Here is an 11471-nt window from a genome sequence, read left to right on the forward strand (position 1 = left end):
CCTTCCGGTCGATCATGGGAGAAACCTCAGGCGGCCGTTGGCGGCGAACTCCGCACGCAGCTCCGCCTTGTCGTCGGCCGTCATCTGGACGTAGGCGGGGGCGCCGCGGCCGATCCACCGGTACACGGGGTCGCCGGTGCGCCAGCCCTCGATCTGGAGCTGCTTGCGCGCGAGCTTCCCCGACCCCGTCGTCGGCAGCGAGGCCGACACCCGGACGAACCGGGGAGCGCCCTTCGTGCCGAGGTCGGGCTGCGCCGCGAGGAACGCCGCGAAGTCGAGGTCGGCGAAGGCGACGCCGTCCGGGACCTCGATCGCCGCCATCACCTGATCGCCGGAGCGCGGGTCGGGGACGGCGAACACCACCGCGTCCACGACCTTCGGGTGGCGGCGGATCACCAGCTGGATCTGCAGCGCCGACGTGTTCTCGGAGTCGACCCGGATCCAGTCGCCGGACCGGCCCGCGAAGTAGAGGAAGCCGCGCTCGTCCAGGTAGCCGAGGTCGCCCGTCCAGTACCAGCCGTGCCGGACGCGCTCGGCGTCCGCCTCCGGGTTCTTGTAGTAGCCCTCGAACTTCGCGGCGCCGTGCACGTCGACGATCTCACCGACGGCCGCCTCGGCGTTCAGAACGCGCCCGTGCTCGTCGAGGACGGCCGGGGCGCAGGTCTCGCGGGTCTCGGGGTTGACGATCCGGACGCCGTCGTGGGCGGGGACGCCGAACGCGGTCTCCGGCGCGTCCTTCGCCAGCCTGACCATGCCGGCGCCCTCGCTGGAGCCGTAGCCCTCGACGAGCCGCGCGCCGAACCTCCGGAGGAACTCCTTCTTGTCCTCCGGCGACGCCTCCGTCCCGAACCCGTGCGTGAGGGTGTTGTCGGCGTCGTCCGGCTGCTCCGGCGTGGCGAGGACGTAGCCGATCGCCTTGCCGACGTAGGTGAAGAACGTCGCGCCGTAGAAGCGGACGTCGGGCAGGAACCCGGACGCGGAGAACTTCGGCGCCAGGCACACGCACGCCCCCGCGTACAGGGACGGCGCCCAGAGCGCCATCAGCGCGTTCCCGTGGAACAGCGGCATCGGGCAGTACGAGACGTCGTCGCGCTTCACGTCGTACTTGGCGCTGTTGGCCTGCCCCAGCCCGTACAGCCGCCCTTGCGAGCAGCGCGCCGCCTTGGAGGCACCGGTCGTCCCCGACGTGAAGAGCAGCAGCATCTGCGTGGACGGGGTGATCGCGGGGTCGCGGGCCGGTTCCGCACCGGCGTGCCGGTCGAGGAGAGCGGCGTACTCCTCCGAGTCGATGAGGAGGAAGCGGTCACGGGGGACGCCGATGTCGAGGCCGTCGAGGAGCTTCGCCCCGGCCTCATCGGTGACCAGGAGCTGGAGGTCGGTGTGCCGGACCTCCTGCTCCAGGTACGCTCCCGTCCGCGTCGGGTTGATCCCGACGATCGTCGCGCCGCCGAGCGCCGCCGCGCCGAGCCACAGGACGTACTCCGGGACGTTGTCCAGCAGCACGCCGATGTGGAACGGGCCGTCCCGGCGCAGTTCCCGGGCCACGTCCGCCCGGACGGCGCTCGCCCGGACGACCTCGTCCCACGTCCACGACCGCTCGCGGCCGCGCAGCCCGGGGCGCTCGTCCCCGAGCCGCGCCAGCAGCAGATCGGCGATCGTCTCCACGTTCCCCCTCCCCGGCTCAGGACGCCTGGTTCGCGAGGACGCAGCGCGTCCCCGCGTAGATCTCCGTCATGCACTTGTTGCAGTGGATGCACAGCGACTTCGTGGCGGGTTCGGCCTGGATGCGGTTGATCAGGTCGGGCTCGCGCAGCAGCGCCCGCGCCATCGCGACGAACTGGAAGCCCTCCGCCATCGCGGTGTCCATGCCGGCCTTGTCGGTGACGCCGCCGAGCAGGATCATCGGCAGCTTCACCGCCGCGCGGATCTGCCGCGCGTGCTCCAGCAGGTAGAGGTCCCGGTAGGGGTAGCTGCGCAGCTTCCATCTGCCGAACACCTTGACGCCGGTCTTCATCGGCTGCGGGAACAGCGCGGCGAACTCGCGGAGCGGCGCGTCCCCCTTGAACAGGTACATCGGGTTGAGCAGCGAGCTGCCCGCCGTCATCTCCAGCGCGTCGACGGTGCCGTCGGCCTCCAGCCACTGCGCGACCTGCCCGGCCTCGTCCAGCCAGAACCCGCCGGGCACGCCGTCGTCCATGTTCATCTTCGCGATGATCGCGATGCGGTCGCCGACCCGGTCGCGGACGGCGCGGGCGATGTCCCGTGACAGCCGCGCCCGGTTCTCCAGCGACCCGCCGTACTCGTCGTCGCGGTGGTTCAGCTTCGGGCTGAGAAAGGAGCTGGCCAGGTAGTTGTGCCCGAGGTGGACCTCGACCGCGTCGAAGCCGGCCTCGATCGCCATCCCGGCCGCGTGCGCGTGCCCGTCGACGACCCGCCTCAGGTCGGCGCGCGTCGCGGCCTTGGTGAAGCTCTGGGTGGTCGCGTGGAAGTGGCGTCCGGGCGCCAGCGCTGGCGCCTCGTTGGCCTTCGGGTTCGCGACCGGCCCGGCGTGGCCGATCTGCGCGGAGACCGCCGCGCCCTCGGCGTGGACGGCCTCGGTCAGGTCCCGCAGACCGGGCAGCGCCGCGTCCGTCCAGAGGATCTGCTTGCGGTCGGTGCGGCCGTCCGGCGCCACCGCGCAGTACGCCACCGTCGTCATCCCGACGCCACCGCGGGCGTGCCGCACGTGGAAGTCGATCAACCGGTCGGTGACCAGGTTGTCCTTGCTCAGCCCCTCGTACGTCGCCGACTTGATCGTGCGGTTGCGCAGCGTCACCGGCCCGAGGCGGGCCGGGGCGAGGACGTCGGGTACGGGCTGGGTCATCTGGGGTCCTTCCTCCGCCACCTCTGGGGTGGCGCCTTGACGTTAATCAGCGGGACGCCCGGACGTTCCGGGCATCCCGCTGACTGGGAGCGGCAGGGCGGCCTGGCGGCTCAGTCGCGGCCCTTCAGCACCTCGCTGAGCTGGTCGAACTCGGCGAGCTGGCGCAGCAGCCACAGCCGCAGGACGCGGGTCACCGCGGCCGCCAGGTACAGGGCGCCGCCGAGGACGGTCAGCGCCAGGAACCCGACCGCGAGGATCTGGAACGAGCCGATGTCGCGAAGATCGTCCTGCGTCAGCGAGCCGTTGTAGGCGACGAACGCCCCGGCCACGCCGACGACCATCAGCAGGACGCCGATGATGCGGATCAGCCCGTCGTGCTTGGAGCCGTCCGTCTTCAGCTTCTGGTTCGCCACGTCGTCCTTGAACTTCTCGCGTCGGTCCTCGGTGAGCATTTCGGTCAACCTCCCAGGTAGTCGCCGGCCAGCCGGTCTTCGATCTCGTCGGGCGTGCCCGTCGCCGCGATCCGGCCGTGCAGCATCAGCGCGGCGGAGTCGGCGATCGGCAGGACGGCGCGGGCGAACTGCTCCGCCACCAGCACCGACAGGCCGCCCGCGACCAGCTCGGCGACCGTCTCGTACATCTCGCTCACGATCTTGGGTGCGAGGCCCATGGACAGCTCGTCCAGCAGGAGGACCGCCGGGTCGGTGCCGAGCGCCCGCGACAGCGCGAGCATCTGCTGCTCACCGCCCGACAGGGACCCGGCGAGCTGGTCGCGGCGCTTGCCGAGGATGGGGAACCGGCCGTACGCCTTCTCCTCCATGTCCTTGAGCCTCGCGCCGGTCCCCGTGGCGGCCCACAGGTTCTCCCGCACCGTCAGGTTCGGGAACACGCCCCGTCCTTCGGGGATGGAGCAGATACCGAGGCGGGCGGCGTCCTGCGCCGAGATGCCGTTCACCGTCCGTCCGGCGTAGCGCACTTCCCCGCCGGTGGCGGGGTGCAGGCCCGCGATGACCCGCATGGCGGTGGACTTGCCTCCGCCGTTCGGGCCGAGCAACGCCAGCAGCGTCCCGGGCCGCAACGCGAGGTCGACGCCGTGCAGGACCTCGATGGCGCCGTACCCGGCCTTGACACCGCTCAGTTCCAGGAGCGGTTCTGTCATGTCGCCTCCTCGGTGCCGATGTAGGCCGCGATGACCTCCGGGGATTCCTGGATCTCCTGCGGTGTCCCGGACGCGATCAGCGACCCGTAGTCGAGGACGTGGATCCGCGAGCACAGCCCCATCACCAGGGGCAGGTCGTGCTCGACGAGGCAGATCGCGAGGCCGTCGCCCGCGAGGCCCTTCAGCATCTCGGCGAACCGCTCCGTCTCCTGCTCGGTCTGGCCGGACGCGGGCTCGTCCAGCAGCAGGACGCGCGGCGAGGTCATCAGCGCGCGCGCCACCTCCACGACGCGGGCCCTCCCGATCGGGACGTCCGACACGTCGCGTCCGGCGATGTCGGTGAGGCCCGTCCGCTCCAGGATCCTGTCGGTCTCCTCGTCCAGGTCGAACCGCTTGCGGGCGGTCGCGCGCAGGACGTCGCCCGCGACGCGGACGTTGTCGCGCACCGACAGCGACAGGAACAGCTCCAGCCGCTGGAAGGTGCGCGCCATCCCGCGCCGCGCGCGCTTGGCCGGGGACAGGGAGGTGATGTCCGTCCCGTCCAGCAGGACCCTGCCGGACGCCGGTCTCTGCAACCCGGTGACGGTGTTGAACATCGTGGTCTTGCCGGCGCCGTTCGGGCCGATCAGCCCGGTGATCTCACCCTCGGCCATGGTCAGGCTCACGTCGTCCACGGCGGTGTTGCCGCCGAACCGGACGGTGATCCCGCGGGTCTCAAGCAGGGACACCGGCCCCTCCCTTCCGGACGGTGGCGGGCAGGCCCAGCTCGCGGTCGAGTCGGGCGCGCAGCTCGTCGGTGTAGGGCTCGTCGATCCCGAGGAGCTCCAGCGGCGTCTCGCGCCTCCCCTTCTCCTCCAGGACGCTCTTGCCGATCACCGGCAGCAGCATGAGGACGCACAGCGCCGCGATCGCGAACGTCCACGTCCCGATCACATCGGTCAGCGCCAGGACGTACAGCACCGCGCCCGCCGCGCCGCCCCCGTACAGGACGGGCTTGGCGGCCCGCAGGCTCCGGTACGCCTCGGCGACGTCGTGGACGAACCCGCTCGGGTTCCTGCCGACGCCCATCCCGACCAGCGCCGTCCCGACCAGGACGAGCTGCCCGACCGCCGTGTAGAGCGACGACATGGACTCGTGCTCCAGCGCCAGGTCGTTGAAGGTGGACACGAGGACGGCCGACCCGACGCCGGCGATCAGCCCGCCGAACAGGGCCCCGCTGATGTAGCCGATCCCCGCCACGACGACGAGCATCAGCAGCGCCAGACTCCCGGTGATCGTGAAGGTCTCCTGGGAGACCGTCCCGTGCGCGGACGACATCAGCACGCCGCCGAGCCCGGCGATCCCCGCGGAGATCATGAAGACGGACAGCTTCAGCCGGACGAGGCTCTGCCCGAGCATCGCCGTGGCCGCCGGGCTGTCCTTCATCGCCGCGAGCCGCCGCCCGTACCCGCTGTTGCGGAGCGCGGCCAGACCGATGCCGAGCAGGGCGAACAGTACGGTCGCGGTCATCAGGAACGCCGTCCCGTCGCGCAGGTCGAGCGGACCGGCCTTGAGGGGCGGGATGACGAGCGAACCGTCCGGGAAGATCGTGAACCTCTGCCCGAACCACTCGTGCTCGGTGGTGTCGCGCAGCACCATGTTCGACAGGAACACGCCGAACGCCATCGTCGCGAGCGCCAGGTACAGACCTCGCAGGCGCAGTGCGGGCAGCGCGACGAGCCCGCCGACCACCGCCGCGACCAGCACGCCGAGCAGCACGCCCTGCACGTTGAGGCGGGCCGCGAGGCCCTCCCCCGTCACACCGAAGTGGAACGCGACGATCGTCCCGATGGCGCCGAACGACAGCGGCGCGAGGTTCAGCTCGCCCGCGTAGCCGGTCAGGACGGTCAGCGACAGCGCGACGATCGCGAAGGTCATGCCGAGCGCGAACGCGGTGACGCCCGCGTCCGGCAGCAGCAGGCTGTAGAGGTACACGACCGCGATCAGTACCGCGCCCCACACCGCCGCCGACCGGACGGACGGCACGCGGTAGCGCTCCCGCGTCCGGACGGCGGCACCGCGCAGCCGGTCCTGCGGCAGCACCACGAGCACGACGAACAGGATGATCATCGGCAGCGAGACGCGGAGGTTGCCCGTGAACGTGCCCGCCGACGGCAGGTACGCCAGGACGTAGGTCACGGTCAGGCCCAGCACCATCGCGCCGGCGAACGTCCGCGGCAGGCTGCGCAGCCTGCCGAACATCGCCGCCGCGAACGCGTCGATGACCAGCAGCGTCAGCATGTTCGCGTCCATCGCACCGCCGCTGATCGGGACGACCAGCACCCCGGCCAGCACGGCGAGGGTGGAGCCGAGCGCCCACGACAGCATCGCGGCGCGCTCGGGGTCGTGGCCGTTCAGCCGCAGCAGGTCCGGATCGTCGACCGAGCCCCGCATCACCACCCCCGCCCTACTGCGGGTGAACAGCACCCGCAGCAGGGCGGCGATGGCCACGGCGGCGACCAGGCAGACGATCTCGTGGTACCGGACGGTCACCCCGGCGAGGGTGACCTTCGCGCCCGCACCGAAGAACATGTCGATGGTGCGGGCCTCGTCCGGGTTCCAGATCCACTGCGCCAGGTAGACCGTTCCCAGCAGCACCGCCACCGTCACGATGATCTTCGTGACATCGGCGGTACCGCGCAGCCCCTTCATGATCAGTGCGTGCAGCGCCGCGCCCATCACGGGACCGGCCACGCCGATCACCGCGATCAGCCCGAGCCACGTCGGCCAGTTCCACACCTGCGTGAAGTGCCAGTACAGGAACGTGCCGAACATGGCCTGGGCGCCGTGCGCGAAGTTGAAGATTCCGGAGGTGTTGTAGGTCAGGACCAGCCCGGACGCGGCGATGGAGTACACCGCGCCCAGGACCAGGCCGAGGACCGTATACGTCAGGAACGTCGTCATGGGGTCACCACCAGGGGGCGGTTGATCAGGCCTTGGGCTTGATGACGTCGCCGGTCAGGAACTTCTTCGCGATCCGCTCGTCCGTCAGCTCGGTGCCCCAGTTCTTCGGGTCGGTCTTGATGACGAACTCCGCGCCGCACTCGAACTCGCCGCGGTTCTTGGGGAACACCTGCTCGTACTTCGTGCCGGTGAGCTTGACCATCAGCCCGCAGGACGCCGGCTTGTTGTTGCCCGGGTCGGTCGGCGCGTGCAGGCCGCCGCCCGTCCACTCGTGGACCTTCGACAGCTCGGTGATGACGCACTGGCGGGTGAGGTCGGAGCCGCACGCCTTGGCCGACTGCGCCCACAGCAGGAACGAGGACGTGGCCTGCATGCCGAGCAGCGCGACCTTGCCCTTCTTGGCGTTGACGAGGTCCATGTACTGCTTGACCGCGGGGGCCTTGTCGGCGTTCTCGAACGGCTGGAAGATCATGCCGACGTGGAGGCCGTCGCCGTTCCCGGCCTTGTTCCACCCGGAGACGTGCGGGCTGTACCAGGTCGCCTCGAACACGTACTTCGGCTTGATCCCGGCCCGCGCGATCGTGTCGAGCAGGCTGAACTGGCCGGCGTCCGGGGAGTCGGACGACCAGAGGAACTCGGCGCCGCACTTCTTGAGCTTCTCGGCGAACGGCATGTAGTTGCTCTCGCCGCGGTCGTTGAGCCGGACGCCGCAGTCCAGCGGCGTGATGCCCTGCTGCTTCATCGCACCGGCGATCTTGTTGGTACCGGCGGAGACGGCCGGGGACGTCGACAGCAGGATGTCGGTCTTGGTCTTGAAGTTCGGGAAGTTCTTCTGCGCGAGCAGCATCCCGCTGATGTTGAGCATGTCCACCGGGTACGGGACGGCCTCGTACTTCATCGGGCCCATGGACGAGTTCGGCCCGACCGTGAAGCCCGCGACCGTCGGCAGCTTGCAGCCGACGCGGTACTGCTCGGCCGCCTCGTCCATCGCGAAGCCCTGGCCGACGAGCATGAAGTCCTGCTTGCACGCCTCCTGCACGACCTTCGCGGACTGCATGTAGGCGGCGTCGTACTGGTTGCCCTTGATCTTGCGCCCGTTGATGCCGCCCTGCTCGTTGCACCACGCGATCATGGCGCTGACGGCGTCGCCCATCTCCTTGGACAGGCCCGGCGCGGAGGCGAACCCGCGGTCGTCGCCGAACCCGATCGTGATCTCCTTGTCGGTGACGCCCTGGTCGGTGGCGCCCTTGGCGTCACCGCCGCCGCAGGGCGACGGCAGCGTCCCGAACGAGGTGGCGGCGTTCTTCGCGCCGTCGCCCCCGTCCCCGGAGGCGCCGTCGGAACCGGATCGCTCTCCGGCGCACGCCGTGGTCAGCATCGCGAGGGCGAGCGCGCCCGCAGCGAGACGTCCGAACTTGTCTGCCTTCATTTCTGGACATGCTCCTTTCACCGGACGTGCGGACACGGCCGGCCGGTGGGGTGGGAAAGCGGAGGTCAGCCGAAGTAGGCCTGGCCGCCGTCGAGAGGGATCGTGGCGCCGGTCAGGTAGCGCATGCCCGGGCCGACCAGCGCGGCCACGGCCCGGCCGATGTCCTGCTCGCAGTCGCCGATGTAGCCGAGCGGGATGGTCCCGCGGAACTCCTCGGCGGCCTCGGGGTTGTTCTCGGCCCACCACTTGAGCCCCGGCGACAGGGCGTGCGGGGCGATGTTGTTGGCGCGGATGCCGTCCGGGCCCCATTCCGCCGCGGCCGTCCTCGTGAGCGACCGGAGCGCCTGCTTGGCCGCCGCGTAGGCCCCGTAGGTGGACGGGTCCCAGCGGACCATGGCGGACGTGACGAGGTTGACGATGCTGCCGCCGCCCCGCGCCTTCATGTGCGGGTGGCACGCCTTCATGAACGCGAACGCCGCGAACGGCCCCGACCGGAACCCGTTCCGGAAGGCGTCGTCGCTCATCTCCAGCAGCGGCCCGTAGGAGCCGGTGTAGGCGTTGTTGACGAGGATGTCGACACCGCCGAGCTGTTCCACGACGGCCGCCACGACCTCGGGAACGGCCTCCGTGTCCGTGACGTCGCAGGTGAACGCCTCGGCCCGTCCGCCGCGCTCCCGGATGAGCCCGCAGGTGGTCTCCAGCTTCGCCGGCGTCCGGCCGAGCACGGCCACCGCCGCGCCCTCCGCGGCGAGCGCCAGAGCGATGCCCTGGCCGACGCCCTGGCCCGCGCCCGTGACGACCGCCACCGACCCGTCGAGACTTCCCATCGGTACTCCCATCGCGCCATCCCGATTTCCGGTCATCCGGTACTCGGTTGCCGGTCATCGTGATGTGACGCGGGCCACGCGCCACCGCGAGTCCCGCTCACCGGGACCGAACGCGGTCACCCCCGGCGTACCGTGGAGTCCCACTCACCGGAACACCCTGGTCAGCCACAGTGACCCTGGACACAATGAGCCCTTCGGCACGGAGATGAGGAGGCTCGATGACCCCCACGGCAATGGAGATCATGCAGCGGCTGGTCGGTCCCGGCGGCACTTTTGAACTCCGTCCGGAGGAGGTTTTGGGCGCCCGAATCCCGGTGTTCGCGAACCGGGCCCGCAGCCTGGGCGAGGTCCTGACCCGCTCCGCGGACTTCGGCGACCGCGACTACATCGTCACCGCCGAAACCCGCATCTCATTCGCCGACCACGCCCGCCGCGCCGCGTCGATGGCCAAGGCCCTGCGCGACGACCACGGCGTCCGGCCCGGCGACCGCGTCGCGCTCTACGCCGCCAACTCCCCCGAGTGGATCATCGCGTTCTGGGCGACGATCGCCGCCGGAGCCGTCGCCGTCGGCTACAACGCCTGGTGGACCCGCCGCGAGGTCGAGTACGCCCTCGGCCACACCGCCCCGAAGGTCGTCATCGCCGACGCCAAGCGCGCCGCCAACGTCCCGGGCGCGCTCACCGTGGAGCAGGACGTCCCGGCGATGACCGCCGGCACCGCCGCCTTCGACATCCCGCCCGTCGCCGAGGACGACCCCGCCGTCATCCTCTACACGAGCGGGACGTCCGGACGCCCCAAGGGCGCGGTGCACACCCACCGCAACCTGACCTCGGTGGTCGAGTACCACCGCACCAACGACGCCCTCATCCAGATGTTCGGCGACCCCACCAGGCCCGAGGACCGCCGCTACCTGCTCGCCCTCCCCCTCTTCCACATCGCGAGCCTGCACAACCTCGCCGTCCCCCGCCTCGCCACCGGCTCCGCCGTCGTCATGCACCTGGGCGGCTTCGACGTCGACAAGGTCCTCACCCTCATCGAACGGGAACGCGTCACGAACTGGGGCGCCGTCCCCACGATGGCGAACCGGCTCCTGGAGCACGACGACCTGTCGAAGTACGACACGTCCTCCCTCACCGCGTTCGCCCTCGCGTCGGCGCCCTCGTCCCCGGCCTTCAAGGACAAGCTCCGCGCCGCCTTCCCCCCGGCCCGCAACGCCCTGGTCGACAGCTACGGCCTGACCGAATCCTGCACAGCGGTCGCGACCGCGTCCCCCCTCGACCTCATGGAGGCCCCCGGCACCCTCGGCCGCCCCGCGATCGGCGTCCAGCTGGAGATCCGCGGCGCCGACGACAAGCCCCTCCCCGAGGGCGAGGAGGGCGAGGTCTGCGTCCGCAGCGCCTACAACATGCTCGGCTACTGGGAAGACCCGGACGCGACCGCCGCCGCCATCGACGCCGACCGCTGGCTGCACACCGGCGACATCGGCGTCATCGAGAACGGCCGCCTCTTCCTCACCACCCGCCGCTCCGACCTCATCATCCGCGGCGGCGAGAACGTCTACCCGGCCGAGATCGAGTACGCCCTGGCCGACTTCCCGGGCGTCCGCGAGTGCATCGCCCTCGGCACCCCCCACCCCGACCTGGGCCAAGAGGTCACGGCGGTCGTCGTCTTCTCCGAGGACGCGGAGTTCCCCACGGAAGAAGCGCTCACCGAATTCGCCGGTGAGCGCCTCGCCTACTTCAAGGTCCCGTCCCGCTGGAAGCTCACCACGGAGTCCCTGCCCCGCAACGCCACGGGCAAGGTGATCCGCCGCGAGGTCGAATCCGTCCTGTAGTCACCCATCGAGGACGGGGGTGTTCTGGTTGGCGGTCAGCGACCACCGCCCGTCCTCCTTGCTCATCACGTACATGGGGCTTCCCACGGCCACCTCGTCGCCCGTCCGCGAAACCTGCCGCACCTTGACGGCCGCGACATCAGGCCGGATGAACAGGACGTACTCGACCTCATAAGTGGCGGTCGTGCCGGCCATGCCCCCGGGCAGTACCTGCCGGGTGAACGCGGCGATCGCGTCGCGTCCGAACAGCCGCTTCCCGCCGCCGGTCGTCCAGATGGCGTCCGCCCGGAACAGCGAGACGAACTCGTCCACCAGCTCGTTGTTCTGCGCGTGCTCGACGGCCGCCACGACCTCGGCGATCGCCACCAGCTCTTTCTCTCTGTTCCCAGCCATACGCCGATTCTGAAACCTCAAC

The 11471-nt window shown here is 70.6% G+C and carries 10 protein-coding genes; 1 reads left to right on the forward strand and 9 read right to left on the reverse strand.

What is annotated here, in order from left to right; all coding sequences use genetic code 11:
* Positions 1 to 12: 12 nt before the first annotated feature.
* From casI to IE99_RS0124300, 8 genes are all read right to left on the reverse strand, one after another.
* Complete coding sequence (gene casI, locus IE99_RS0124265) at positions 13 to 1665, reverse strand: steroid-22-oyl-CoA synthetase (protein WP_030175335.1); 1653 nt, start codon at positions 1663 to 1665, stop codon at positions 13 to 15.
* Between the two features lie 16 nt (positions 1666 to 1681).
* On the reverse strand, positions 1682 to 2863 hold the full coding sequence (locus tag IE99_RS0124270; RefSeq protein WP_030175336.1) for an NADH:flavin oxidoreductase: 1182 nt from the start codon (positions 2861 to 2863) through the stop codon (positions 1682 to 1684).
* Positions 2864 to 2973: 110 nt separating this feature from the next.
* Positions 2974 to 3315 (reverse strand): hypothetical protein, encoded by a 342-nt coding sequence (locus tag IE99_RS0124275; protein ID WP_030175343.1) that lies wholly within the window; start codon positions 3313 to 3315, stop codon positions 2974 to 2976.
* Positions 3316 to 3320: 5 nt separating this feature from the next.
* Positions 3321 to 4022: an ABC transporter ATP-binding protein gene (locus IE99_RS0124280; RefSeq protein ID WP_030175345.1), complete on the reverse strand. Its 702-nt coding sequence runs from the start codon at positions 4020 to 4022 to the stop codon at positions 3321 to 3323.
* Positions 4019 to 4750: an ABC transporter ATP-binding protein gene (locus tag IE99_RS0124285; RefSeq protein ID WP_030175350.1), complete on the reverse strand. Its 732-nt coding sequence runs from the start codon at positions 4748 to 4750 to the stop codon at positions 4019 to 4021. Before IE99_RS0124285 ends, IE99_RS0124280 begins: the two co-directional genes overlap by 4 nt.
* Positions 4737 to 6965 (reverse strand): branched-chain amino acid ABC transporter permease, encoded by a 2229-nt coding sequence (locus IE99_RS0124290; protein WP_030175352.1) that lies wholly within the window; start codon positions 6963 to 6965, stop codon positions 4737 to 4739. Before IE99_RS0124290 ends, IE99_RS0124285 begins: the two co-directional genes overlap by 14 nt.
* Positions 6966 to 6990: 25 nt before the next feature.
* Entirely contained in the window at positions 6991 to 8394 is a 1404-nt protein-coding gene (locus IE99_RS0124295) for an ABC transporter substrate-binding protein (RefSeq protein WP_030175353.1), read from the reverse strand.
* Between the two features lie 65 nt (positions 8395 to 8459).
* On the reverse strand, positions 8460 to 9221 hold the full coding sequence (locus IE99_RS0124300; RefSeq protein WP_030175356.1) for an SDR family NAD(P)-dependent oxidoreductase: 762 nt from the start codon (positions 9219 to 9221) through the stop codon (positions 8460 to 8462).
* Between the two features lie 218 nt (positions 9222 to 9439).
* Between IE99_RS0124300 and casG the strand changes: the two genes are divergently transcribed.
* Positions 9440 to 11056: a steroid-24-oyl-CoA synthetase gene (gene casG, locus IE99_RS0124305; protein WP_030175365.1), complete on the forward strand. Its 1617-nt coding sequence runs from the start codon at positions 9440 to 9442 to the stop codon at positions 11054 to 11056.
* On the opposite strand, the gene IE99_RS0124310 is transcribed toward casG, so the two are convergent.
* The gene (locus tag IE99_RS0124310) at positions 11057 to 11449 is read right to left on the reverse strand and encodes an SgcJ/EcaC family oxidoreductase (RefSeq protein WP_030175368.1); all 393 of its coding nucleotides are present in this window, start codon (positions 11447 to 11449) and stop codon (positions 11057 to 11059) included.
* Positions 11450 to 11471: the final 22 nt, after the last annotated feature.

It is taken from the genome of Spirillospora albida (assembly GCF_000718255.1).
Lineage (GTDB): Bacteria > Actinomycetota > Actinomycetes > Streptosporangiales > Streptosporangiaceae > Spirillospora > Spirillospora albida.

Coding starts and splice junctions, on each gene's coding strand:
- IE99_RS0124270 (WP_030175336.1), bottom strand. CDS start 2,863: ATGACCCAGCCCGTACCCGACGTCCTCGCCCCGGCCCGCCTCGGGCCG.
- IE99_RS0124275 (WP_030175343.1), bottom strand. CDS start 3,315: ATGCTCACCGAGGACCGACGCGAGAAGTTCAAGGACGACGTGGCGAAC.
- IE99_RS0124280 (WP_030175345.1), bottom strand. CDS start 4,022: ATGACAGAACCGCTCCTGGAACTGAGCGGTGTCAAGGCCGGGTACGGC.
- IE99_RS0124290 (WP_030175352.1), bottom strand. CDS start 6,965: ATGACGACGTTCCTGACGTATACGGTCCTCGGCCTGGTCCTGGGCGCG.
- IE99_RS0124295 (WP_030175353.1), bottom strand. CDS start 8,394: ATGAAGGCAGACAAGTTCGGACGTCTCGCTGCGGGCGCGCTCGCCCTC.
- IE99_RS0124300 (WP_030175356.1), bottom strand. CDS start 9,221: ATGGGAAGTCTCGACGGGTCGGTGGCGGTCGTCACGGGCGCGGGCCAG.
- casG (WP_030175365.1), top strand. CDS start 9,440: ATGACCCCCACGGCAATGGAGATCATGCAGCGGCTGGTCGGTCCCGGC.
- IE99_RS0124310 (WP_030175368.1), bottom strand. CDS start 11,449: ATGGCTGGGAACAGAGAGAAAGAGCTGGTGGCGATCGCCGAGGTCGTG.